Origin of the sequence: Bradyrhizobium sp. WYCCWR 12699 (genome assembly GCF_032144035.1) — a bacterium.
Taxonomy (GTDB): Bacteria; Pseudomonadota; Alphaproteobacteria; order Rhizobiales; family Xanthobacteraceae; genus Bradyrhizobium.
This window is the reverse complement of record NZ_JAVTJN010000036.1, coordinates 477,202-501,002: the sequence shown is the minus strand read 5'-3', so window position 1 is coordinate 501,002 and position 23,801 is coordinate 477,202. Positions and strand designations below refer to the sequence as shown.

General features: G+C 65.8%; 27 protein-coding genes. 14 read left to right on the top strand and 13 right to left on the bottom strand.

Going from position 1 to position 23,801, the window contains the following annotated elements; genetic code table 11:
• Positions 1 to 425: 425 nt before the first annotated feature.
• Complete coding sequence (locus tag RPS27_RS27255) at positions 426 to 1,676, bottom strand: cyclopropane-fatty-acyl-phospholipid synthase family protein (protein ID WP_212066078.1); 1,251 nt, start codon at positions 1,674 to 1,676, stop codon at positions 426 to 428.
• A 290-nt stretch (positions 1,677 to 1,966) separates the two neighbouring features.
• Here RPS27_RS27255 and RPS27_RS27250 point away from each other — a divergent pair, with 290 nt between their 5' ends.
• From RPS27_RS27250 to RPS27_RS27240, 3 genes are all read left to right on the top strand, one after another.
• Positions 1,967 to 2,899, top strand: coding sequence for a hypothetical protein (locus RPS27_RS27250; RefSeq protein ID WP_212066080.1), 933 nt, complete (start codon positions 1,967 to 1,969; stop codon positions 2,897 to 2,899).
• 107 nt (positions 2,900 to 3,006) lie between these two features.
• Positions 3,007 to 3,603: a TetR/AcrR family transcriptional regulator gene (locus tag RPS27_RS27245; RefSeq protein ID WP_212066082.1), complete on the top strand. Its 597-nt coding sequence runs from the start codon at positions 3,007 to 3,009 to the stop codon at positions 3,601 to 3,603.
• Positions 3,604 to 3,614: 11 nt separating this feature from the next.
• Positions 3,615 to 4,079 (top strand): PaaI family thioesterase, encoded by a 465-nt coding sequence (locus RPS27_RS27240; RefSeq protein WP_211417381.1) that lies wholly within the window; start codon positions 3,615 to 3,617, stop codon positions 4,077 to 4,079.
• Between the two features lie 37 nt (positions 4,080 to 4,116).
• Here the strand turns inward: RPS27_RS27240 and rplI are convergent, their stop codons facing one another.
• The 4 genes from rplI to rpsF all read right to left on the bottom strand — a co-directional run bounded on the left by rplI (position 4,117) and on the right by rpsF (position 6,621).
• A complete protein-coding gene (gene rplI / locus RPS27_RS27235; RefSeq protein ID WP_211417380.1) occupies positions 4,117 to 4,716 on the bottom strand; it encodes a 50S ribosomal protein L9 in 600 nt (199 codons plus the stop codon).
• Between the two features lie 50 nt (positions 4,717 to 4,766).
• Positions 4,767 to 5,744: a hypothetical protein gene (locus RPS27_RS27230; protein WP_212066085.1), complete on the bottom strand. Its 978-nt coding sequence runs from the start codon at positions 5,742 to 5,744 to the stop codon at positions 4,767 to 4,769.
• A gap of 128 nt (positions 5,745 to 5,872) precedes the next feature.
• A complete protein-coding gene (gene rpsR, locus RPS27_RS27225) occupies positions 5,873 to 6,112 on the bottom strand; it encodes a 30S ribosomal protein S18 (protein ID WP_007592020.1) in 240 nt (79 codons plus the stop codon).
• A gap of 5 nt (positions 6,113 to 6,117) precedes the next feature.
• Positions 6,118 to 6,621 (bottom strand): 30S ribosomal protein S6, encoded by a 504-nt coding sequence (gene rpsF, locus RPS27_RS27220; RefSeq protein WP_008133548.1) that lies wholly within the window; start codon positions 6,619 to 6,621, stop codon positions 6,118 to 6,120.
• 341 nt (positions 6,622 to 6,962) lie between these two features.
• On the opposite strand from rpsF, the gene RPS27_RS27215 reads away from it, so the two are divergent.
• From RPS27_RS27215 to gmk, 9 genes are all read left to right on the top strand, one after another.
• The gene (locus tag RPS27_RS27215; protein WP_212066087.1) at positions 6,963 to 7,655 is read left to right on the top strand and encodes a TetR/AcrR family transcriptional regulator C-terminal domain-containing protein; all 693 of its coding nucleotides are present in this window, start codon (positions 6,963 to 6,965) and stop codon (positions 7,653 to 7,655) included.
• A gap of 3 nt (positions 7,656 to 7,658) precedes the next feature.
• Positions 7,659 to 8,684: a fatty acid desaturase family protein gene (locus RPS27_RS27210; protein WP_211417377.1), complete on the top strand. Its 1,026-nt coding sequence runs from the start codon at positions 7,659 to 7,661 to the stop codon at positions 8,682 to 8,684.
• Between the two features lie 203 nt (positions 8,685 to 8,887).
• A complete protein-coding gene (fabD, locus tag RPS27_RS27205; RefSeq protein WP_211417376.1) occupies positions 8,888 to 9,847 on the top strand; it encodes an ACP S-malonyltransferase in 960 nt (319 codons plus the stop codon).
• 67 nt (positions 9,848 to 9,914) lie between these two features.
• Complete coding sequence (gene fabG / locus RPS27_RS27200) at positions 9,915 to 10,652, top strand: 3-oxoacyl-[acyl-carrier-protein] reductase (protein ID WP_211417375.1); 738 nt, start codon at positions 9,915 to 9,917, stop codon at positions 10,650 to 10,652.
• A gap of 312 nt (positions 10,653 to 10,964) precedes the next feature.
• Complete coding sequence (locus tag RPS27_RS27195; RefSeq protein ID WP_008130699.1) at positions 10,965 to 11,204, top strand: acyl carrier protein; 240 nt, start codon at positions 10,965 to 10,967, stop codon at positions 11,202 to 11,204.
• 108 nt (positions 11,205 to 11,312) lie between these two features.
• Positions 11,313 to 12,578, top strand: a complete 1,266-nt coding sequence (gene fabF, locus RPS27_RS27190) for a beta-ketoacyl-ACP synthase II (RefSeq protein ID WP_212066089.1) — start codon at positions 11,313 to 11,315, stop codon at positions 12,576 to 12,578.
• A gap of 123 nt (positions 12,579 to 12,701) precedes the next feature.
• Entirely contained in the window at positions 12,702 to 13,976 is a 1,275-nt protein-coding gene (mltG, locus tag RPS27_RS27185; RefSeq protein WP_194402466.1) for an endolytic transglycosylase MltG, read from the top strand.
• 115 nt (positions 13,977 to 14,091) lie between these two features.
• Complete coding sequence (locus RPS27_RS27180) at positions 14,092 to 14,979, top strand: YicC/YloC family endoribonuclease (protein ID WP_212066091.1); 888 nt, start codon at positions 14,092 to 14,094, stop codon at positions 14,977 to 14,979.
• Between the two features lie 3 nt (positions 14,980 to 14,982).
• Positions 14,983 to 15,642 carry a guanylate kinase gene (gmk, locus tag RPS27_RS27175; RefSeq protein WP_211417371.1) on the top strand — a complete coding sequence of 220 codons (660 nt, stop codon included), beginning with the start codon at positions 14,983 to 14,985 and terminating at the stop codon, positions 15,640 to 15,642.
• On the opposite strand, the gene RPS27_RS27170 is transcribed toward gmk, so the two are convergent.
• The 4 genes from RPS27_RS27170 to RPS27_RS27155 all read right to left on the bottom strand — a co-directional run bounded on the left by RPS27_RS27170 (position 15,575) and on the right by RPS27_RS27155 (position 19,916).
• A complete protein-coding gene (locus RPS27_RS27170; protein ID WP_313754718.1) occupies positions 15,575 to 16,816 on the bottom strand; it encodes a hypothetical protein in 1,242 nt (413 codons plus the stop codon). The two genes, gmk and RPS27_RS27170, sit on opposite strands and share 68 nt — an antisense overlap.
• Before the next feature lie 128 nt (positions 16,817 to 16,944).
• Positions 16,945 to 17,451 carry a hypothetical protein gene (locus RPS27_RS27165; RefSeq protein WP_212066095.1) on the bottom strand — a complete coding sequence of 169 codons (507 nt, stop codon included), beginning with the start codon at positions 17,449 to 17,451 and terminating at the stop codon, positions 16,945 to 16,947.
• A gap of 37 nt (positions 17,452 to 17,488) precedes the next feature.
• Entirely contained in the window at positions 17,489 to 18,829 is a 1,341-nt protein-coding gene (locus RPS27_RS27160) for a caspase family protein (RefSeq protein WP_212066096.1), read from the bottom strand.
• 205 nt (positions 18,830 to 19,034) lie between these two features.
• The gene (locus RPS27_RS27155) at positions 19,035 to 19,916 is read right to left on the bottom strand and encodes a GyrI-like domain-containing protein (RefSeq protein ID WP_212066098.1); all 882 of its coding nucleotides are present in this window, start codon (positions 19,914 to 19,916) and stop codon (positions 19,035 to 19,037) included.
• A gap of 244 nt (positions 19,917 to 20,160) precedes the next feature.
• Here RPS27_RS27155 and RPS27_RS27150 point away from each other — a divergent pair, with 244 nt between their 5' ends.
• A complete protein-coding gene (locus RPS27_RS27150) occupies positions 20,161 to 20,415 on the top strand; it encodes a hypothetical protein (RefSeq protein ID WP_212066100.1) in 255 nt (84 codons plus the stop codon).
• Between the two features lie 77 nt (positions 20,416 to 20,492).
• Here RPS27_RS27150 and RPS27_RS27145 read toward each other — a convergent pair whose 3' ends face one another.
• Together RPS27_RS27145 and RPS27_RS27140 are read right to left on the bottom strand one after the other, a co-directional pair.
• Positions 20,493 to 21,194: a Crp/Fnr family transcriptional regulator gene (locus tag RPS27_RS27145; RefSeq protein WP_212066102.1), complete on the bottom strand. Its 702-nt coding sequence runs from the start codon at positions 21,192 to 21,194 to the stop codon at positions 20,493 to 20,495.
• A 16-nt stretch (positions 21,195 to 21,210) separates the two neighbouring features.
• A complete protein-coding gene (locus tag RPS27_RS27140; protein WP_211417366.1) occupies positions 21,211 to 21,450 on the bottom strand; it encodes a hypothetical protein in 240 nt (79 codons plus the stop codon).
• A gap of 157 nt (positions 21,451 to 21,607) precedes the next feature.
• Here RPS27_RS27140 and RPS27_RS27135 point away from each other — a divergent pair, with 157 nt between their 5' ends.
• A complete protein-coding gene (locus RPS27_RS27135) occupies positions 21,608 to 22,345 on the top strand; it encodes a Crp/Fnr family transcriptional regulator (RefSeq protein WP_212066104.1) in 738 nt (245 codons plus the stop codon).
• Positions 22,346 to 22,358: 13 nt separating this feature from the next.
• On the opposite strand, the gene RPS27_RS27130 is transcribed toward RPS27_RS27135, so the two are convergent.
• Complete coding sequence (locus RPS27_RS27130) at positions 22,359 to 23,075, bottom strand: Crp/Fnr family transcriptional regulator (RefSeq protein WP_212066106.1); 717 nt, start codon at positions 23,073 to 23,075, stop codon at positions 22,359 to 22,361.
• 339 nt (positions 23,076 to 23,414) lie between these two features.
• Positions 23,415 to 23,651, bottom strand: a complete 237-nt coding sequence (locus tag RPS27_RS27125) for a hypothetical protein (protein WP_212066108.1) — start codon at positions 23,649 to 23,651, stop codon at positions 23,415 to 23,417.
• Between the last annotated feature and the right edge of the window lie 150 nt (positions 23,652 to 23,801).

Sequence of the window (23,801 nt, the reverse complement as noted above, 5' to 3'; positions counted from 1 at the left end):
GCCGGTAACGATCAGGGCGTAATCGGTGCGGAGGTCGTCCTGCACGTCAAACGAGGTTTGGGTCTCTTTGCTCATGGCGACGGTCTAAGCCAGGCCCGACCAGACTTATGTGAAGTGGATCACATCTTCCCGGATTCTTTCGGGGGTATGACCGGAACAGGCGGACGGGAGGGGAATTGTCTCCCACGGTCCGCCAACAGGGAACGAGGCAAGCGATGCGGCCAGAACGGCAGCACCAGATTTGGCGAAGCGAGGCAGGTAGCCGGCTTTGGCTGTCGGGACTGATTGCGGCCATGGAGCACGCTGAACGCCCCGAAGTGCGTCGCGAGCCCGTGGCACCCGCAATCCTGGTGGAACTGCGGGCCCAACTGGCGTTAACGGCCCTTGCCCGGTTCTCCCCGCTTTCGACCCTGCGTCACTAGGATCTATTCACTCGCCAGCTGTAGCCTCGGCTTGGCCGCAGCTTCGCGAGCCCGCAGCCGGCTTTCTTCGCGCGGCAAGTAGTCGCGGGTGATCGGCACCACGCCCTGCCGGCGCGTGAGCTGGATCTGGAAGTTCATCATGGCCTGCTTGCGGAACGTCATCTCGCAGGCCGCCAGATAAAATTCCCACATCAGGGCGAAGCGCTCGTCGTAGAGCTGCACGGCCTCCTCGCGCCGCGCCATGAAACGTTCCCTCCAGGCTTTGAGCGTTTCCGCGTAGTGCAGGCGCAGGATCTCGATATCGCAGACCAAGAGGCCGGCGCGCTCGATCGCCGGCAGCACTTCCGACAAGGCCGGGATGTAGCCGCCGGGGAAGATGTATTTGGCGATCCAGGGGTTGGTCGAGTCCGGGCCCTGCGAACGGCCGATCGAATGCAGCAGCATGATGCCGTTCTCGCTGAGCAGCTCGGCACAGCGCTGGAAATAGGTGTCGTAGAAATGGGCGCCGACATGCTCGAACATGCCGACCGAGACGATGCGGTCGAACGGACCGTCGATGTCGCGATAGTCCTGGAGCAGGAATCTGGCCGAGCCGGTCAGGCCCTTTTCGGCCGCGCGTGCATTGGCGATCTGCAACTGCTCGGTGGAGAGCGTGATGCCGGTGACGTCAGCGCCGGCGATCTCGGCGAGATAGAGCCCGAGCCCGCCCCAGCCGGAGCCGATGTCGAGCACGCGCTGCCCGGGCTTGACGCGCAGCTTGGCGGCGATGTGCCGCTTCTTGGCGAGCTGCGCGTCGTCGAGGGTCGCGTCCTGCGTCTCGAAATAGGCGCAGCTGTATTGCTTGTCGGCGTCCAGGAAGAGCGAATAGAGCCGGGCGTCGAGATCATAATGATGTGCGACGTTCCGGCGGGAGCGCGAGCGCGGATTGAACTGCTTCAGGTGCCGCGTCAGATAGCGCAGATGCCACCAGGGTCTTGCCCAGTGCGGCAAGAGGTCGGGTTGGTCGAGCAGGATCGCGAGGGCATCGGCGATGCTGCCGCGTTCGACGACGAACTCGCCGTCCATATAGGCCTCGCCAAGCCCGAGCTCGGGATTGACCAGGACCTTGCGTTCCGCCTCCGCAGTGACGAAGCGCACCGCGACCGGCTCGCCGGCGCCGTCGCCGACGGTGAATTTCGATCCGCTGGAGCCGGTCACCGTCAATGACCCGCGGCGGATGAATTGGGTCAGGAATCTACGCAACAATCGGTCCATCGCCACCTTCCTCTCGAGCGAATCCCAAGAGATGCGACTAGATGCGACTAACCCGGCCTTCACGTCGGACGCTCAGGTCCCGCTCTGGTTCCTATGCGTTTGCATCCAAATCTGGGGAGGGCGGGACGGCTGCGCTATTGCGCTGAGTTCACAGCCGATATTCCAAAAGCGCTTAATCACATCCTTGCGCGTGCAGGCTGCTTCCATTCGCGGCTCAATCGGATAAAAGGTGACCCGCCGCCGTGCCGGAGGCCGGCTGCACCTCTCGGAATTCAATGGAGATGATGGGAATGTCGAGCCGAGCGCTCAGCCTCGCGACGGTACTGCTTCTGATGGGCTTCGGCACCGCCGATACCGTTTTTGCGCAGGTGACCAACCTCGAGGCCGGCAAAAGCCCGTCCCAGATTTTCTCGCAGACCTGCACTGCGTGCCACAAGAGCCCGCGCGGACTTCTGAAGTCCGTCGCGCCGGGTTCGCTGCCGGGCTTCCTGCGTCAGCACTACACCACGAGCTCGGACATGGCGGGTATTCTCGCCTCCTATCTCGTCTCCAACGGTGCCACCGACACCCGCTACCAGGCCAAGGACGGCAAGAAGGACGGCGCCAAGGAAAAGGACGCGAGCACCAATCCCGAGCATCAGGGCCGCCGTCCGCGCGCCCAGGACGCCGTCAAGCCAGAGGGGGAGGCCGCTGCTCCCGCCGCGGAAGGGGCGCGCCAGAAGCGTGCCGCGCGTCCGGCCGAGGAAGGCGCGAAGCCCGAGGGCCAGGCTGCGCCCGAAGGACGTAAGGGCAAGCGCCGCGCCAAGCCCGGGCATGAGGAAGCCCCGAAGGTCGATGCCGCCGCGCCGGCCACCGAAGAAAAGAAGAGCGAGCCCAAGGCGGAGACTGCCAAGCCTGAGATCGTCAAGCCTGAGATCGTCAAGCCTGAGACCAAGCCCGACGAGAAACCGGCTGAGTCCAAGCCTGACAGCGCCAAGGTCGAACCCCGCGGCAATGAGACGCCGGCGCTGCGGTCCGATCCGGTCCCTCCAGTCACGCCCGCCGCGAAGCCGGCCGAGCCCACCAAACCGGCGGAAGAGGCAGCTCCTAAGCCTGCCGCGCCGGCTGCCAGCTCTGAACCGGCGGCCAAGCCGCAGGAGCCGGCACCGCCCGCGACCGCTGCAGCTCCGCCTGCCGCGCCGGCCGAATCCTCCGGCCCACCGACGCCGCCGATCTCGCGCTAAGCCAGCCCGTTTTTGATCGACCAGCGGAGGCCGCGTTCGTCGCGGCCTCCGCATTGTATTGACCGGCGCTAGAGTAGTGCTCTAGAGTAATGCTCTAGGAGGCTCCGATGACGGCGAGTGTGCGGGATGATTTGTTGGCGGCGGGTCTCGTCGTGTTCGACCGCGTCGGCTTTGAAGCCGCGACGGTGGCCGCGATCCGCAGCAAAGCGCGGGCCTCCAATGGCAGCTTCTTTCACGCCTTCGGCTCGAAGAAGGAGCTTGCCGGTGCGCTGTTCCTGGAGGTCTTGCGGCACTATCACGCCGCGGTGCTGGCCGCGCTCGATCCCGTGCCCAATGCGGAACAGGGCATCGATCGGTTGATCCGGGCCCATCTCGACTGGGTGGTGACCAGCCGGCGCGAGGCGCGCTATCTCTTCGAGATTTCGCGCAGCGAGTGGGGCGAGGACATTCGCGACGCCCAGCGCGCGCAGAATGGGCGCCTCGCCGAAGGCATCGAGCGCTGGCGCGCGCCGCTGGTTGCAAGCGGTGAGCTCTTGCCGATGACGCGGGCGATGTTCATCAGCCAGCTCATCGGTCCGGCGCAGATTTTCTGCCGCGCCTTTCTGTCGGGACGCGACCGCGCCGATCCGCGCGCCGAGACCGACACGCTGATCGCCTGCGCCATCCGCGCGCTGCGGCCATACGATCGCATCAACAAGCAATAAGGAGAGACTGCATGCGCGAAGAGGATCCGGAATTTGCGCCGATTGCCGAGCACATCCATGCCAATGTCGGCCGCCAGGGCTTCATGAACCTGGTCGGCGCCGAGCTCTCGGAGTTGACGCGCGGCACCTGTACGATTGCCGTGGATCGCCGGCCGGAGCTGCTGCAGCAGCACGGCTTCTTCCACGGCGGCGTCACCGCCTTCCTGGTCGACAACGCCACGACGATCGCAGCCGCCACCTCGCGCGGCCAGCCGGCGCTGACGGCGGAATACAAGCTCAATCTGCTCTCGCCCGCGGTCGGCGAGAAGCTGATCTGCCGGGCCCGCGTGATCAAGCCGGGCCGTCAGGTCTCGGTGGTCGCAGCCGACGTGTTCTGCGTCAGCGACGGCGTCGAGAAGCACACGGCAACGGCGCTGGCCTCGATCGCGATGTTGAGCGAGGACGTCGCTGCGAAAACGAAAAGCCCGGCCGCCTGAGGCAGCCGGGCTTCGCGGTCTCGCGCGAATGCGAGGCTTACTTCTCTTCCGCGGCCGGCGCCGGCTCGACGTCGTCGGGCTCGGCTTCCGGATCGAAGAACTCGCCGGCGGCGGCGATCGCCTCGGCGGCCGCGTCGCGGTCCTCGTTGCGGGTCGAGATGTCCTCGCCACGGTTGATGCGCTCGGCCTCGTCCTGGCTGCGCGCGACGGTCACGGTGATCTCGACCTCGACCTCGGGGTGAACGGCGACGATGACCGTGTGCTTGCCGATGGTCTTGATCGGCGCGTCGAGCTGCACCTGCGGACGGTCGAGGTGGACGCCGTCGGCCTCGAACGCCATGACGATGTCGCGCACCGTGACCGAGCCGAACAGCTGGCCGGCTTCCGAGGCCTGACGGATCACGATGATGTTCTTGTCCTTGATCTTCTCGGCGACCTTGGACGCCTCGCCCTTAGCCTGCAGGTTGCGGGCCTCGAGCTCGGCCTTCATGCCGTCATACTTGGAACGGTTGTCGGCGGTGGCGCGCAGCGCCTTGCCACGCTTCAGCAGGAAATTGCGGGCATAGCCGTCGCGAACCTTCACGACTTCGCCCATCTGGCCGAGCTTGTTGACGCGTTCCAGCAAAATGACTTCCATATTCGTTCTCCTTTTGAAGTGGTTTGTAGGTTTCAGTTCCGGTGGTTGACTTAAGGGGTCGGCAGTGGCGGCGGCTGCCGGCTGCGCAGGAAGCGCTCGCGGAAGCCGAACATGGCGTCCGCAAGGCCGAGGATCACCATCGCGATCACGGGCCATCCGAACACGACCACGACGGCGTAGGTCGAGCCGAGCCAGAACGTGCGGCTCTTCAGCGCCAGCGTCAGCGTATGCAGCACGGCGAAGCCGGTCAGCGCATAGCCCATCATCAGCGCGGCCGCGGCGATCTGGGCGGCGATCGCGAGCAGCCCGCCGGTGAAGCAGAAGGCGAGCGCGATGCAGAGCCCCACCAGCGTCATCGGCGGCAGCTCCGCCGTCTTCATGTCCGGCCAGGGGCGCCGCAGCCGGCCCGATGTCGCCGTGATCTTGGCGCTGAGCCAGAGGTTGAGGGTCAGCGTCATCATCGCGATGACAGTGGCCCCGGCCGGCGCGATGCGCACCAGCGCGTCGACGAACTGACCGGCTTCGCCGGAGCTCTGCGGGTCGGTGGCGCGGAGGAGGCGCATCAGGCCGCGCCGCAGCGTGCCGAGGATGGTTTCGGCATCGGTCCCGAGCGTGAGCAGGGCGGCCATCGTGGTCAGCGTGGCGAAGCCCGCGAGCCACAGCAGGATACGGCCGACCGGATACCATTCGAGCTCAGGCGAGGCGGGAGGCTCGGTAGTCGCGTCTGGCGTGACAGGTCCTGAGGGACGGCTGAGCAGGACGAGATGGCCGAGCCACCACGCGGGGAGCGCGACGGTGACGGCGAAGGCGATGCAATAGGGCAGGCCGAACAGCGCGCCGAGGCCGATCGCGGCAGCGATGCCGCCAAGGCTCGCGCAAAGCGGTCCCCAGCCGATCGCGGCGACCATCAGCGGCAGCGGAGCGAGATAGAACAGGACGAGCGAGATCAGCGCGCCCGAAATGATCGAGGCGAACATCAGGGCCGACGCAGCGCCGGCGATCAGGCCAATCAGTGCAAAAGCCATCATCAGCTGTCCCGCTCCCTTCGAGCGGTTAGAGGCCACTTGCCCCAACCATCGGCGACCGGACGACCCGGAAGCCTTATGAGTTTAGAAAGTCGCGGCCGGCGGCGACGTCGCCGCCGGCCGAGTTCGTCTTAGCGAATGACGTAGGGCAGCAGGCCCAGGAACCGCGCGCGCTTGATGGCGCGGGCGAGCTCACGCTGCTTCTTCGCGGACACCGCGGTGATGCGGCTCGGCACGATCTTGCCGCGCTCGGAGACGTAACGCATCAGCAGCTTGGAGTCCTTGTAGTCGATCTTCGGAGCATTGGCGCCCGTGAACGGGCAGCTCTTGCGACGACGGAAAAACGGACGGCGTGCACCAGCTTCAGCCATTGGTCTTACTCCCCATCCGTCGTGGTGGTTTCAGCGTCTTCGCGCGGACGGCGCGGGCCGCGATCACCGCGGAAGCCACCACCGTCGCGATCGCCACCGCGGAAACCGCCTTCACGGTCGCCACGGAAACCGCCGCCTTCACGATCGCGGAAGCCGCCGCCACGGTCGTCACGCTCGCGGTCGCGGTCGGCCTTGCGCATCATCGCGGACGGGCCTTCCTCGAGCTCCTCGACGCGGACGCTGAGATAGCGGATCACGTCTTCGCTGATACGCTCCTGGCGCTCGATCTCGGCGATCGCCGCGGACGGCGCGTCGATGTTGAGTAGCACGAAGTGCGCCTTGCGGTTCTTGTTCATGCGATAGGTGAGGGAGCGCACGCCCCAATTCTCGGTCTTGGTGACCTTGCCGCCGAGACCCTCGACGATACCGGTCATCTGCGCAGTCAGCTCTTCGACCTGCTGCGTGCTCGCGTCCTGACGCGCGAGAAAGACATGCTCATAAAGAGCCATGGTGGTCCTTTCCTCATGTTGGCGCATCGCCCGGCGTCAAGCCCTTAAGAGGCCTTCGGAAAGGACTCTGGGATTAAGCTCAGAAGGCGGAAACACGGGACGACGGGCCGACTGGCCCTGCCACACCAAAATCACGAATGATTTGCTGAGACCGTCCGTTCAGCTCCCGGCCGGGGTCTGCGGATGCGCGCCTTATACGGATTTTGACCGGCTTTGCAAGGTTGAGGGCTGGATTTCGGCTCGGATCGCCCAAGGGACGGTGCCCTCCCGCGTCCTCCAATACCAACGGGTCTTGATTTATTTGTTTGTATGTCATACAAATAACTCGGCGGAGAGATCCCATGGCGGAAAAGTCGGTCCATGAGGCGGTTGAGGCGGCGGGTGATCCCAAGCACGCCGCCCGTGCGACGCGCTCCGCCGGCCGCAAGATGCGCTCGCTGCTGCTGGATGCGGCGAGTCCGCTGTTCCGGGAGCGGGGGCTCTCGGGCACCGCGATCACCGACATCGCGGCCGCAGCGGACGCCTTCCCGAGCCAGATCACCTATTACTTCCGCACCAAGGAGGCGCTGTTCGTCGAATGCGCCTGCCGCGATTTGCTGTATCTGGCGCGTGAGACCGAGCAGGCGGCGCTGCAGGCGCGCACCCCGCGGGACTACACGCATGCGCTGGCGCAGACCGTGACGGCGAGCGATTCCGTCGCCTTCTTCGCCGAAGCCCTGACATTGACGCGCCGGCGCCAGGATCTGGCGCCTCTGGTCGAGCGCACGATCGAGCGCCTGCACGGTGAAGGCGCGCGCGCCTATGCGAGCCAGGTGGCGCGGCACGGCTGGCGATCGCTGCGGGCGCCCGACGAAAGCTCGCGGCGCTTCTGGGCCGTCGCCATCGGCGTCATTCTCGAAGGCTATGCGATGGGCCGTTCGCCCGAGGCGCTCTGCGCCGAGATGCTGCGGGTGCTCGGTGAGCAGGCGAAATCCACCGACACGGCGCGCCTGCGCCTCGTCGACGACGCGTCACATTCGAATGAAGAGGGGTAGGCCATGACCGCGCTTCGCATGCGTGCCCGCGATTTCCTGACCGACGACCAGCTCGCCGACGTGCGCCAGCGCGTGACCTGGAAGGGCGTTGCGCTGATCGCGCACGCCTGGGCGCTGATCGTTGGGGCGGTTGCGCTGGTCGCCTGGTGGCCAAATCCTGTCACCTATGTTCTCGCCGTCGCCATCATCGGCTCGCGCCAGCTCGGCCTTGCGATCCTGATGCATGACGGCGCACATGGCTGCCTGTCCGCCGACGAGAAAACCAATCTGACCCTGAGCCAGTGGTTCTGCGCCTATCCGCTGTTCGCGGAGACGCGCAGCTACCGGCGCTATCACCTGCAGCATCATGCGCGCACCCAGCAGGAGGATGATCCCGACCTCGTTCTCTCGGCGCCGTTTCCGATCACGAAGCTGAGCTATCGTCGCAAGTTCATTCGCGACATCACCGGACAGACCGGCTACCAGCAGCGCAAGGCGCAGCTGCTCAACGCGCTCGGTGCGAAGGATTGGCCGTGGCGTCAGCGCCTTTCGCATTTCTGGGACAAGCTCGGTCCGCAATGCATCGTCAACGCCGTGATGTTCGCCGCGTGCGTGGCGGCCGGCGTGTGGTGGGCCTATCCGCTGCTCTGGCTGGTGCCGCTGTTGACCTGGATGATGGTCATCACCCGCATTCGCAACATCGCCGAGCACGCCGTCGTCCCCGACAGCAGCGATCCCTTGCGCAACACCCGCACCACGCATGCCAATCTTCTCGAGCGCCTGTTCATCGCGCCGTACTACGTGAACTATCACCTCGAGCATCATCTGCTGTTCTATGTGCCCTGCTACAATCTGCCGAAGGTGCACCGGCTGCTGAGCGCAAGCCGGCATGCGGACCGCATGGAGGTGCAGCCGGGCTATGCCGCCGTGCTGCGGCTGGCGACGGCGAAGCCCGACGGGGACGACCGGCCGGGGCAGCTGGTGAACAGCGCTCGCCGTGCCCAGGCGGGGGCGAAGGTCGACGCCAACCAGACCGCCGGCGGGTTTTGACGCGGCGTATCCCCAGTTGAATGCCGGCCCGGGTTCCCATCTCGGCTTGACAGTCCGGCCCCGGACAGTGTCTACGGCCCCCTTTGGAGCGTGATCCGGAACCATGGCCGAGGGAGCTATGGCCAGGGAACCAGATATCAAGGCCGCGCGTAATCGGCTGCTGGTTCTTACGAGGGATCGTGCCCGACAAGCAGGGAGCGCCGATGACGGCAGCATTCACATTTCCGGGGCAGGGGTCCCAGGCCGTTGGCATGGGAAAGGCCCTGGCCGACGCCTTTCCGGTGGCGCGCGCCGTGTTCGACGAGGTCGATGCCGCGCTGTCCGATAAGCTGACGACCATCATCTGGGATGGCCCGGCCGAAACCCTCCAGCTTACGGAAAACGCCCAGCCGGCGCTGATGGCGGTCTCTGTCGCCACCCTGCGCGTGCTGGAGGCCGAGGCCGGATTTTCCGTGGGGCGAGACGCGGCCTTCGTCGCCGGTCATTCGCTCGGTGAATATTCGGCACTGGCTGCGGCCGGCAGCCTGACGCTTTCCGATACCGCCCGTCTCCTTCGCATCCGCGGTCTCGCAATGCAAAAGGCCGTCCCGGTCGGCGCCGGCGCAATGGCCGCGCTGCTCGGTCTCGACTACGAGGCCGCCATGGAGGTCGCCAATGAGGCGGCCCAGGGGCAGGTCTGCCAGGCCGCCAACGACAATGGCGGCGGGCAGGTGGTCGTCTCGGGCGACAAGGCCGCGGTTGATCGCGCCGTCGAGATCGCCAAGACCAAGGGTGCCAAGCGCGCGATGCTGCTGCCGGTGTCCGCACCGTTCCATTGCAGGCTGATGCAGCCCGCCGCCGACGCCATGGCGGAGGCGCTCTCGAAAGTCACGATCAAGGCGCCGGCCGCCCCGCTGGTGTCGAACGTGCTGGCGAGCGCCATCACCGACCCCGACGAGATCCGCCGCCGCCTGGTCGAGCAGGTCACGGGCACGGTGCGTTGGCGCGAGTCGGTTGCCTATATGGCAGGACAGGGCGTCACCCGCTTCTTCGAGATCGGCGCCGGCAAGGTGCTGACCGGTCTCGTCAAGCGCATCGCAGACGGTGCCGTCGGCGTTGCGGTGGGCGGACCCAACGACATTGCCGCCGCCAAGGATGCATTGGCCGCCGCGAAGCAGGCTTGAGTTTACGCACGATCATTCCGGAAAACCGCTGCACACTTTTCCGGATCGTGCATTGGAGGAGTTATCGATGTTCGATCTGACTGGCAAAAAGGCGCTCGTCACCGGCGCCACCGGCGGCATCGGCGGCGCGATCGCGCAGGCGCTGCACGCGCAGGGCGCCACCGTCGCGATCTCAGGGACGCGCAAGGAAGTGCTGGATGAGCTTGCCGGCAAGCTCGGCGAGCGCACCCACGTGCTGCCCTGCAATCTCTCCAAGGCCGACGAGGTCGAGGCGCTGGTGCCGGCTGCGGAAGCCGCGATGGGCCAGGTCGACATCCTCATCGCCAATGCCGGCATCACGCGCGACAATCTCTTCGTGCAGCTCCGCGACGAGGATTGGGAGGAGGTCATCAACGTCAATCTGACCTCGACCTTCCGCCTCGCGCGCGCCGCGACCAAGCTGATGATGCGCAAGCGCTTCGGCCGCATCATCGCCATCACCTCGGTGGTCGGCGTCACCGGCAATCCCGGACAAGGCAACTACACCGCCTCGAAGGCGGGCCTGATCGGCATGATCAAGACGCTCGGGGCCGAATACGCCAAGCGCGGCGTGACCGCGAACTGCATCGCGCCCGGCTTCATCAAGACGCCGATGACCGACGCGCTCAACGACAAGCAGCGCGAAACGATTCTGACCAAGGTTCCGGCCGCCCGTCTGGGAACGCCCGAGGACATCGCCGCGGCCGCCGTGTACCTGAGTTCGAACGAAGCAGCCTACGTCACCGGCCAGACCATCCACGTCAACGGCGGCATGGCCATGATCTGAAGCCCTCGTTCCGCGCTGCCCCGATCGGCGGCGCGGATGCGGCAAACGGCCGTTTCCGGAGCGAAATGAGGCTTGTAGTCAAGGCAATTGAAGTGTGATAACCGGACCTTCAACGGATGGGCAAAGAACGCCATTGCAGGTTTTTGAAACCCTGTATATTGGCGATGCGGAGCCTTGGCCGTCGTTCGCCGGGCCCTGTATCGGTTAGGATGGGGCCAAATCAAGTTCGTAAGCGAAGGCAAGTAACACGACCACGACGGCTCGTATCGTCCCGGGGGGTCGGGTCTACAGGGAACAACACGAGGTTATGCAATGAGTGACATTGGCGAGCGGGTTAAGAAGATCGTGGTCGAACACCTTGGTGTTGAACCCGAGAAGGTTGTCGACGCTGCGAGCTTCATCGACGACCTCGGCGCCGACAGTCTGGACACCGTCGAGCTGGTGATGGCGTTCGAAGAGGAATTCGGTTGCGAGATTCCGGACGACGCCGCGGAAACGATTCTCACCGTCGGCGATGCCACGAAGTTTCTCGAGAAGAACGCGAAGAGCTAAGGCTCTTCATTTTCGCGGGGACAACATTGAAACCGGACGGGCCGCTTCGCAGCGGTCAGCCGGTTTCTTGTTATTGGCCGTGAATCTTTCGATGCGGAGTTTTCTGACATGAGGCGGGTTGTCGTCACTGGTCTCGGCATGGTGTCGCCGCTCGGCTGCGGCGTCGAACCGACCTGGAAACGCATCCTCAACGGCGAAAGCGGCGCGCGCCCGATCGAGAGCTTCGATGTCTCCGATCTTCAGACAAAATACGCCTGCACCGTCGTGCGCGGCGACGGCAGCAACGGCACCTTCAATCCCGACAAGTGGATGGAGCCGAAGGACCAGCGCAAGGTCGACGACTTCATCATCTTCGGCATGGCCGCAGCCGGCCAGGCGCTCGACGACGCCAACTGGCATCCCGAGACCGAGGAGGACAAGTGCGCGACCGGCACCATGATCGGTTCCGGCATCGGCGGCCTGAGCGGCATTGCCGAGACCGCGCTGCTCCTGAAGGAACGGGGACCCCGCAAGGTATCGCCGTTCTTCATTCCGGGCCGCCTGATCAATCTCGCCTCCGGATATGTGTCGATCAAGCACGGGCTGAAGGGCCCAAACCATTCGGTGGTCACGGCCTGCTCGACCGGCGCGCATGCGGTCGGCGATGCCGCCCGCCTGATCGCGCTGGGGGACGCCGACGTGATGGTCGCAGGCGGCGCCGAGTCGCCGATCAGCCGCATCGGTATCGCCGGCTTCAACGCCGCGCGCGCGCTCTCGACCGGCTTCAATGAGACGCCCGAGAAGGCTTCGCGTCCCTACGACAAGGACCGCGACGGTTTTGTCATGGGCGAGGGCGCCGGCGTCCTCGTGCTGGAAGAGCTCGATCACGCCCGGCGCCGCGGCGCGAAGATCTATGCCGAGGTGATCGGCTACGGTCTGTCGGGTGACGCCTATCACATTACGTCGCCGTCGCCCGATGGCGATGGCGGCTTCCGCAGCATGTCGGCCGCGCTCCGGCGCGCCGGCCTGACGGCATCCGATCTCGACTACATCAACGCGCACGGCACCTCGACACCGCTCGGCGACGAGATCGAGCTCGGTGCCGTCGAGCGCCTGCTCGGCAATGCCGCCTCCAAGGTCGCGATGTCGTCGACCAAATCGTCGACGGGGCATCTGCTCGGCGCAGCGGGCGCGATCGAAGCGATCTTCGCCATTCTCGCGATTCGCGATAATGTCGTGCCGCCGACGATCAACCTCGACAATCCGTCGGTGGAGACCGCAATCGACCTCGTGCCGCACACGGCCAAGAAGCGTGAGGTCAATGTCGCCTTGTCGAACTCGTTTGGTTTTGGCGGTACCAATGCGTCGGTGATCGTCCGGCGTTTGGCCAGTTAGCTTGAGTTTGAGACGAATCCACCGTTTTGCCGTATTCGGCGATAGTCATGGACGTGGGCGTGCATTTGGCGCGGCAGGCGATTGCCGAGCCGCTATTGAACCGGCAGGATTCAGGTTGTTTCGATGAGTGAAAGGCCGCCCATTTCGCCCCGGAGTCCGCGGGCAGCGCTCGAGCCTGAACAGCTCCCACCGCCGCCGAAGCGATCGGACCGTGCGCGCAATCCCTTCGTGGTCGTCGGCAACGCCATCATCACCCTTCTGCTGATCGCCATGCTCGGCGCCGGCGGCGTCTATTATTACGGCCGGCAGGTGCTGGAATCGCCCGGGCCGCTGAAGGACGACAAGATCGTCAACATCCCGCAGCGCGCGGGCAAGCGCGACATCGCCGAGACACTGAACCGGGAAGGCGTGACCGACGTCAATCCCTGGGTGTTCATCGCCAGCGTCGCCGCGCTGAAGGCAAGCTCGGACCTCAAGCCGGGTGAATATGCGTTCCAGAAGAACGCTTCGCTCCGCGACGTCATCGCCACCATCGTCGAGGGCAAGGTGGTGCAGCATGCCGTCACGATTCCGGAAGGCCTGACCTCCGAGCAGATCGTGGCGCGGCTGTCCGACAACGACATCTTCACCGGCAGCGTGCGCGAGCTGCCGCGCGAAGGCACGCTGCTGCCGGAGACCTACAAATTCCCGCGCGGTACCCCGCGCGAGCAGGTGGTCCAGCGCATGCAGCAGGCGCACAAACGTGTGCTCGCCGAGATCTGGGAGCGTCGCAATCAGGACATTCCGGTCAAGTCGCCGGAGCAGCTGGTGACGCTGGCCTCGATCGTGGAGAAAGAGACCGGCAAGCCCGACGAGCGCAGCCGCGTCGCCGCGGTGTTCGTCAATCGCCTGAAGCAGCGCATCAAGCTGCAGTCCGATCCGACCATCATCTATGGCCTCGTCGGCGGCAAGGGCACGCTGGGCCGCCCGATCAAGCGCAGCGAGATCACGCAGCCTTCGCCCTACAACACCTATGTCATCGAGGGCCTGCCGCCGGGCCCGATCTCTAACCCCGGCCGCGCCTCGCTGGAGGCCGCCGCCAATCCGGCCCGCACCCGCGACCTCTATTTCGTCGCCGACGGCACCGGCGGGCACGCCTTCACCGAGACCTACGACGCGCACCAGAAGAACGTCGCCAAGCTGCGCGCGATGGAAAAGCAGATCCAGAACGACACGGTCGAGCCGGCCGAGGACGCGGCGCCGCCCGCTGCAGCCGCGCCCGGGACCGTCGATACGCCGACGGCGACCACGCCGGCGCGGCCCAATCAGCAGAAAAAGCCGCCCGCGGCACGCCCCGCAGCTCCGCCGCCGGCGCGGCAGGGCGCGGTGCAATCCTCGCCGCCGGTGGTCCAGCGCTAGGCGCGTTGCAGATCTGCCTGCGGACTTTGCGGATTCCACTTTCCTGCAAAATAGTCTTAAGATTCGCGTGGCTTGATGCCCCCGCGAATCCCGCGTTTTTGGAGAAATTGACCTGATGGCGCTGTCGTCCATGACCGGCTTTGCTCGAAGCCACGGCGCAAGCGGGCCGTACACGTTCGAATGGGAATTGAAGTCGGTCAACGCCAAGGGCTTTGATCTCAGGGTGCGGCTGCCGCAGGGCTTCGACGAGCTCGAGGCGCACGCCAAGAAACGCGCCGGCGAGCTTTTGTCGCGCGGCACTGTCTACGCCAATCTCACCGTCAAGCGCGCCAACGCCGCAGCTTCCGTGCGCGTCAACGAGGACGTGCTCAACGCCGTCCTGAAGGCGGCGGCTGTGATCGCCGGCAAGGTCGACGCGGTGGCCCCGAGCATCGACGGCCTGCTTGCGATCAAGGGTGTCGTCGAGGTCGCCGAGCCCGAGGGCGACGAGGAAGAGGACAAGGCCGCGCGCGCTGCTGCCGCCGAGGCCTTCGACAAGGCGCTCGATGAGCTCGTCGCGATGCGCAAGCGCGAAGGCACCTCGCTGGGGCAGATCCTGACCCAGCGGGTCGACGAGATCGAGCAACTGGCGAAGAAGGCGGAAGGCGCGCCGGGGCGGAAGCCGGAGGCGATCAAGGCACGGCTTGCCGAGCAGATCGCGACGCTGCTCGACACCTCCGACCGCTTCGACTCCGACCGTCTGATGCAGGAGGCGATCCTGATCGCCACCAAGGCCGACATCCGCGAGGAGCTCGACCGCATCGCATCCCACATCGCGCAGGCGCGTGAATTGATCGGCAAGGGCGGCCCGGTCGGCCGCAAGCTCGACTTCCTGGCGCAGGAGTTTCACCGCGAGGTCAACACCTGCTGCTCGAAGTCGAACGACATCGAGCTGACCAATACGGGGCTCGCCATGAAGAACGTGGTCGAGCAGTTCCGCGAGCAGGTCCAGAATCTGGAGTGATCGATGACATCAGGCGGTCACGGAACTGACGGTGTCGAACGGCGCGGCTTGATGTTCGTGCTGTCCTCGCCCTCGGGCGCGGGCAAGACCACGCTGTCGCGGATGTTGCTCGAGCGCGAGCCGGGCTTGAAGATGTCGGTATCGGCGACGACGCGGCAGATGCGGCCGGGCGAGGTCGAGGGGCGGGACTATTTCTTCGTCAGCAAGCCCAAGTTCGAGACGATGGTGGAACAGGACGAGCTGCTCGAATGGGCCACCGTCTTCGACAATCTTTACGGGACGCCCCGTGCGCCCGTCGAAGCGGCACTATCGGCCGGGCAGGACGTGCTGTTCGACATCGACTGGCAGGGCACGCAGCAACTGCACCAGAAAGCAAGCATCGACGTCGTTCGGGTTTTCATCCTGCCGCCCTCGGCGGCCGACCTCGAGAAGCGGCTGCATTCGCGCGCGCAGGATTCCGACGAGGTGATCCGCAAGCGCATGAGCCGCGCCAGCCACGAGATGAGCCACTGGGCCGAGTACGACTACATCGTCATCAACCACAATGTTGATGAGGCCTTCGCCGAGGTGCAGTCGATCCTGAAGGCCGAACGCCTCAAGCGCGAGCGGCGGATTGGCCTCGTTGGTTTCGTGCGAGCTTTGCAAGGTCAGCTTCAGGGTTAGGCTGCGGCAGCCGCGGCCCTTGCTTCGCCAGCCGTTCCAGCATCGCGGTGATCACGTCGACGTCGACGGCCTCCTCGGCCTGCACATCTTCATCGTGATCGACCGCGTCGCGGGCCACGGGCTTTGTGTCGTTGGTCTCCTTGGCCGCGAGCCGCGGCGGCGCCGCCTCGATCTCGAACGCGCCGTTGAAGATGTCGGCCTTGTCGAGCGCTGCGGCCTCGTTGCGAAGGGAAGCGGATTGGGCCGCGATCCTGCCGATCTCCTTGGTGAAGGCGGCGAGTTGCGCGGTCTGCGGCGGCCGTGCTTCGTCGAAATCGACCGGGCGCGGCTGCGTGCGCGGCGTGACGGCCGGCGTCGCACCGACCCAGGGCGCGCGGCTTCCGTCATGATCTTGCGGTGTCCAATCGTCCCAATGCCCGCGACGGTCGGCGGCCTGGACGCGGACGCGTCCGCCGGCGAAGCGGTAGATCAAGCTGGCGAGGATTCCCGCCAGTGCCAGCGCGCCACCGATCACGAGCAACAGCATCTGGACCGAGCCGCTGGGCTTGTCGGTCGTGCTGTCTGTTGCAGCGGGCGGGAGCGGAGCAGGGGATTTTGACGGTTTTGCTTTCGACTGCGCAGCAGCTCCCCCCATGGCATTTGCCGGCTGGGGCTCTGGCGTGGTGGAGGCTGCCGGGACATCGGGCCACGGTGTGGCGACGGGAGCTTGCTGGGCGCTGCCATCAGCAGCCTGGTTCACCGGTTGTTGTGTCGGTGGCGGGGAGGTCGGTGTGGCCGGCGCAGACGCGTTCGGCGCCTTGGGGGCCGCACGCGGCCCCACATATTCGGCACGCGCGTCCTGCACGGTCTGCAGCGGCGGTGCGGATGAATCCGGTGGCGCGTCGGCTGCGGCCTCGGCGGTCTGCGCAGCCTTCGCGTTGTCCTTGCCGCCCGCGGCGCGCAAATACCAGCATTGCCGCTTGGTCGCGCGGTCGAGACGATAGTACCAGTGCTGTCCCTGCGGCGCGGCGCCCTTCGGCGAGGCGAGACAGTCGGCGGCCGCGTTGGCCGTGCTCGGTGGGTTCGGCGCGTTCTGCGACATTGCGGCCAGTGGCAAGCCGGCAATGACGCTGCCGACCAGCGCGGATACGAATTTTGCGGTGCGGTTGCCCATCCTGGTCTCCCGGTTACGCATGACGCAACTCTTTACCAGCCCTTTGTCATCAAAGACTTGGGTGGCAATGAGCCGCAAATCCGGAGAGGATGTGGCTTGAATTGGGCCTGCGGGGCGGTTGTTCCGCGGCGAAATCGGGCGTGTTGCGGCTACTGTTTCGCCGAACTCCAGGTTCCGCCGCAGCCGTCGGAGCGGCGCCATGTGCCGGAACCGCTGCGCGCGCCGAGGCGTCCCGATCCGGTGAAGGTCACGCCGTCGCCTTGACCCACCGTGCTCACCGCGCCGCTCGGGCTGACGGTGCCGGTGACGCCCTGGCCGATGACCTTGCCCGAGGAGACCACGACCGCGCCGGACGTGGTGCCGCCGCAGCCGACGCTGGTGACCACCCAGGCGCCGTCAAAGCCACCGCCGCTACCTCCGCCGCCGCTGCGCCGCGACGACGAGCGCGGCTCTTCAGCCGGCCTGCTCCGGCGCGCCGACGGCGTGGGCTCGGCCGAGCGGTCCGAGGAACGATCCTGGCGCGAGCCGGACAGCGACTTCTCGTCATTGCCGATCGCGCCGCCGGCGCTGCCGGACTGGGCGAAGGCGCAAGGCGGAGCGACGGCGACGGTGAGGAGGAAAGCGATGGCGATGGGGCGGACAACGGCAATGGGCATGAGCAAGAATCCAGCAAGAATCCAGAATGAAAAGGCATCAGCGGCCGGAGCCGTCGGCACAGACGGAACCGATAATGCGGCAAGCTTTGCCAGCCTTGCCGCATTCGTCAAGCGCGGCGTCCTTCGCGCGTTGGACGCCCTCGCGCTGGACCAGCGACCAGGATTTGTCGGAGATCGCGAAGGCGCCGCAGCTTCGGCCGTAGAAGGAAAGCTCGATCGGGCATTTGGCGCCGGCGCAATTGCCGCGCGCATCCGCCACCGCGGCTCGCCGCGAGGCGTGGTTCCAGGAGATCCCCCATTTGCTGCTGTCGGGCCCGTAGACGATCGAGCCCCAGGGCTTGAGATCCTCCATCTTGCGCATGCGCAGCAGCAGGCCTTCGGTCGGCTCCCCATTCGGCGCCATCGAGATCCGCTGCTGCAATTTCGTGATGGCGCGGGTCAGGCCGTCGGGCGTGTCAGGATCGAAATTGAGCTCGTAGAGCCGCTCGCTGAGCTCGCTGAGCAGCGCGGCATCGCGCAAGGGGACGCGGTCGGGATCGGCGCGCAGACGCTCCGCGGGCAGGGGATCCGGCTGCATCGCCGCGATCTGCGGCGGGGCGGTCTGCGTCGGAGCGACGAAATAGAACGTGCCGTCGATCGGTGAGGACGACACCCAGGGCTGCTGCGCGCCCGCGGTGGCGCGCTTCACCGCAAGGCCGACCTGGTTGAAGGTCTGGAACACGTCGAGGCCAGCGACCCGGATCGTGGTCGCAAGCGCCTTGGTGTAAGGGCTGTGGCCATCGGCGCCGTCCTGGGCGACGTTGCCGGGCTGGGTCGCATAGGAGATCAGCGTGCCCTCGGGCGCACGCATCTGCGCGAGGCCGCCATCCGATGATCGCAAGCCACGTGAGCCGAACGGGTTGTTGCGGCAGGCATCGAGGATGACGAGGTTGAGCCGCGTGCCGGAGCCCTGCATCTGGCGCAGCACGAGGTTGACGTCGGTCATCTGGAAGTCGACATCCGCCTCGCGCGTCGGATTGGCGCTCACAGGCACGAGGTAGTTGGAGCCAGCTACCTGCACGCCGTGGCCGGCATAATAGAACAGCGCGACGTCGGCGCCCTGGACCTGCCGGCCGAAACTCTGCACCGCGACGTCCATCGCGCCCTTGTCGAGATCGAGCTGGGCGCGTCCGCCGATCAGGGTGAAGCCGAGCGCACCCAGCGTCTCCGCCATCAGGCCCGCATCCTTGGATGGATTGTCGAGCGGCGTGATGTTCTTGTAGGCGGAGTTGCCGACCACCAGCGCGACGCGCTTCTCCGCCGACGCCGGCTCTGCGGTGACGACGAGCAAGGCCAGCGCCGCCAGCCCCACAACGCGATTGAAAATCCCCGCGCGCATCAAAATTCCCCAAAATAATGGGGCAGTCTAGCAGCAAGGCGTGCCGGCGAAAAGCGGAAGGGAGCCGGGGTAACTCGCGCGCGTCTCCCGGACGCGCTGCGGCGCTCTTGCGCGGCTGCGCAGAGCCGGCTGCGCAGAGCCGGGACCCCGGGCTCGCGTGCCTGCGCACGCATCCCGGAATGACGGTGGACGCGGGGATAGACGTTCATTTCAGCGGCAGGAATAAATCCGCGGTCGCCTCGTGCTCGCCGACGTCGGGGGCGAAGCTCAGCCGCTGGCAGTAGATCGGGAAGTCGCGGGCTTCCTCGCCGCTGGCCGGCAGCCAGTCGCGATAGAGGTAGAGCGCGGCCGGCTCCAGATTGTCGGTGTGGCCGACGATGCGCAGCACCGCGCAGCGTCCGCCGGGGATCTCGCCGGCCTTGATTGCTTCGCCGCTCGTCTCGATCGGACGGTCGGTTCCGACACAGAGGTCCACGCTGTAGTCCCCAGGTGAGGCCGGCCGCCGCTCGGATCGCCAGACGTTGAAGGTCGGACTGTTGCGCGGGTGCAGGCCGGCGGCTTTGCGCCAGGCGATGAAACGCTGGATGGTGGCGGGAAGCGTCGCCGGGTCGCCCCGATGCTCCATGATCGCCACCGCAATCGTCGGCACGTCGCGGATCGTCACGTCGTCGCTGGTGAAGGTCTTCTGCATGAACTTGCTCCTCGCGTTGTCGAGAGGCCCGAAGGCCGCAAGCCACGGCTCCCAGTCGGGAGACTTCCGGAACGACGACGGCGATTGACCGAACCGTTGCCGAAAGGCGCGGGCGAAGGCGTCAGGTGCGTCGTAGCCGGCATCCATCGCGATATCAGTGACGCTTTCGGCCTCGCTATAGGCCAGCCGGTATGAAGCGCGCTTCATGCGGGCGAGCTGGATATAGCGATGCACGGAGAGCCCGAAGGTCGCCGTGAACTGCCGGTGGAAATGATATTTCGAATAGGCTGCGACGCTGCTCAGCGCATCCAGGTCCAGATCCTCGTCGAGATGCCGGTCAATGTGATCCAGCACCCGCTGCATCCGGGCATGGTAGTTCTGAAGCGCCGCCGTCATCGTTCCGTTCTCCGTGGCAGCACCAGCTAAAGCGCACGCGGACGTCAATTGCTCGACCGATCTTGCGGTTTTGCCATGGGACGCAGAACGCCGCCAAGATGCTTCAACTTGGGAAACTTATGATCTCCGCCGCCGTTGAATTGTGGCTGAGGAGACGTCATGCCGATCAAGGATCAGGTCGAGAATTTCACCAGGAAGCTGGTGGAGCACCATCCCGATGCGGCAACCTTACATGGAGATGCCCATGAAAGCGGTCATTGCCGCGGTCGCATTCGCAGCCATGTCATTTGCAGCCACGTCATTTGCAGGCATGCCTGGCCCGGTCATGGCCCAGAATAAGGGTCCGGCTCCGCAGACCGGCATGGACAGGCCGGAAAATACCAACGGTGCCACGGAGAAAGGGACGATGGACACCACGGGCATGAATGCCAATCGGGCAAACCAGCCCGAAACGAAAGGCGTGTCCGGACAACGCAGGACAGACGACAAGAAGAAATAGCCGATCCCGCGCGCCGCGCCGTCGCCAATCGCCGATCCAGAGGATGGTGCGCCGGACCTCGCATTCGTCCGCCGTGCTCAGGTCAGATAGTCCGGCGTGAAATCGGCGAGCTTGCGCAGCTCCTCGGGATGCAGCAGCTCGATCTCGCTGCCTTCCCAGGCGATCAATCCACGATGTCTCAGCTCCTGGATGGTGCGATTGACGTGGACGATCGAGAGTCCGCAGGCATCTGCGACGTGCCGCTGCGTCATCGGCATCTGGAAGCAGCCGTCCGTGACGAGGCCGACGACCTCCAGCCGTGCGGCGAGCTCGCAGATGAGGTGCGCGACCTTGGGCAAGGCCGCCTGCGCGCCGAGGCGCGCGATCCATTGCCGCGAGATCGCCGCATCGATCAGCGTCTCGCGCCAGAACGCGCGCGTCAAATGGCTCGAGCCGTCGAGAAGCTGCCTGAGCTGGCTGTGCGCGACTGCGCCGACGATGGTCGGTCCGAGGCCGACGAGGTCCGCATCCATTGGCGAGACCAGCAGGGTGTGCAGGCATGGCATGTCGCCGGGAACGTGGAACGCGAGGATCTGGCTGCGGTCGCCGACGATGCGGGCCTGATACAGGAAGCCGCTGACGACGAAGACGCAGCGCGAGACGGCCTCGCCCTGGCGTAGCACGATCTCGCCGTCGGCGACTTGCCGCAGCGTGGAGGGCAGGGCGGCGATCTGTCGGCGTTCGTCCTCTGACAGGACTTCGATGGCCTGCAGACGTGTGATGAGCGTTGGGTGAGGCATGAGCCTTGCGTGCTGCTCAGGCGTCGCGCGGGACCGACGCTTCGGCGAAGCGCCGCGAGAGTTTTGCAAGACTCCAGTCGGAGACCGGCGCCGAGCGGAACTCGCGGATGGCGCGAGCGAGCTCCTGATCCGACATCGGTCCCACCGGCTCCCTCAACGTGCCCTTGAAGAAAGCATCTTTGATGCAGTCGAAGTGCTCGCTGGTATCCGACGTGAACAGGTTGCGGATGCGCTGAAGAATTGTCGTAGGGCTCATGAAAGGACGGCTAAGTTCGCAGTCGAGGGTGATAGTTGAACGCGACGCGGATCGGTCGCAGATCGATTAGCAACCTGTGCTTCCGAGACGCGTTCTAGTCCGCTGAACCCAAGCCGGATGTATCATTTGATAGAACCGGCGTGATTTTTGGCGGACCATGGAAAAAGCCCACGACGTGTTGATCCGGAACCTGTGCGAGCACACCGCGCTCGCGGGGGAAGATCTCGCCCAGATTCGCGCGCTCACCTTCACGCTGCGCGATTTGGAGCCGAACGAGGACTTCATCCGTCAGGGCGACGAGCCCGAACATTCGGTACTGGTCGTCTCGGGCATGGTCGCGCGCTACCATCTGCTCGCCGGCGGCGGGCGACAATATCTCGCGTTCCACCTCACGGGCGACCTGCCGGACGCGCAGGGCCTGTTCATCGACCAGATGGACCACGGATTGAGCGCGCTGGGGCCGGCCTCGGTCGCCTTCATCCCGCATCGCGAATTGTTCACCGCGTTCCGGCAGCGGCCGAACTTTGGCTTGGCCGTCTGGCGCGAGACGCTGCTCGATGCCGCGATCTTTCGCGAGGCGATCACCAACAACAGCGCTCGGCCCATGCAGGCGCGCATGGCGCATCTGTTCTGCGAGCTGTTTTACCGCGCCCGCGCCGCACAGCTCGTTCGCGGCAATCGCTGCCCCTTGCCGATCAGCCTGGCGCAACTCGGCGAGACGCTGGGCATGGCGATCGCGACCGTGAACCGGACGCTCGGTGAGCTTCGGCGCAGCGGCGCCATGGACCTGCGCGAGGGCGAGCTGATCGTGCTGAAATGGCGCGACTTGCAGCGGCTCGGCGATTTCAGCCCGGTCTATCTGCACCAGAAACGGCAGTCGGCGCCGCTAACGTGAGACCGCCGGCGCGCTAGCCATCGGCGGGTGCCGCGCCCAGCACTTCGTCAAAATGCTTCTTGACCCAGTCGTTGCAGCGGCAGGCTCTGGCGTCGAGCGCCGCCGCGTCGAGGATCAGGATGGCGCCGCGGCGGGTGGCGAGGATGCGCCTCGCCTTGAACATCTGGATGACGCGGCTGGCATAGGAGCGGGAGACGCCCAGCATGCCGGCGAGTTGCTCGTGGGTGAGGGGAATCTCGGCCTGGCCGATACGTTCCTGCGCGGAGATGATCCACTTGGCGGCGCGCTGCTCGATCGAATGCGCAGCGTTGCAGGCCGCGGTTTGCAGCAACTGCGCGAACTGGCAGTCGGCATAGCGCGAAAACACCTCCTGCAGCGCCGCGGATCTCTGCTGCGCCTGCTCGAGCGCGCGCAGCGGCAGCCGGACGAGCGTGCCGCCCAGTTTCACGACGACGCGGGAATAGGCGAGTGACGGATTGCGGCCGGCGGCAATACCCACCGCACCCTCGCGACCGATCAACAGGCTCTCGACCTCGCGATCATCCTCGACCGGAACGGCGAACGAGACAAGCGTGGGGCCGCAGGGGAAATGAACCGCCGTCACGGCGTCGCCGGCGTGATGCAGGATGTGGCTCGCCTCGACTTCGACCGGCTGGAGATAGGGTGCGAGAAGCTCGAAATCTCGTGGGGCAAGCTGACGGAGCAGATCGTTCTGGGGCCGACCGGTCACAGTTTCTTCTCTTGTCTGGCCGGGAATCGGCGCCGCCCAGAACCCTACGTTTCCGTGGCGGAACCAACGGTTCCAAAGTGCACACAAGACCTCGCCGAGAGCTGAAAAGTTGAGGCGACGGCTTTCCGGAATTCCGGAAAGCTAGCGCGGCGGGATTGCAGGCGGCGCCCTCAGCGTCGATTGCCGCGAGGTCTGTTCAGGAGTGAACATAGTGGGCCCGCGGATTGGCGTACCGTAAAAGCGCCAGGCGCCGTACCCCGTGCGCCTTGCCCGACGGACCGCCGGCCGCAAACCGCCTGAATGCCGCCGGGCCGGCGGCCCAAGGGCGGCAAGGATCTGTCAGCCGAAGCGCGCTTCGCGATCCCATGAGGATCGGCGTTGGGCCGCATGCGCGCGATAGGCGTCGATCGCCCGGTTGGCGAGCATCAGCTGCCGGCGTTCGCCGGTCCTGAGCTGGGCTTCGATGGCGTCGAGAATGACGTTCGCGCTCTCGTCGGGAGGGCCGAGCTCGCCGCTCTGCTCCAGGCAGCTCCAGGCGATGAAGAATGCGCTTTCGACCGTGCAACGAATGGACATGCGCTGCCAACGCGGCGGGGTCGAAGGCGTTCCGTGCGGCGGGCCCGACTTGCGCCAGGCCCGCAGCAAGCAATCGGTCAGTTCTTCAGCACGATGCGGCCGACGACCTTGCCGGCACGAAGCTCGTCGATCCATTTCTGGACGTCGCCC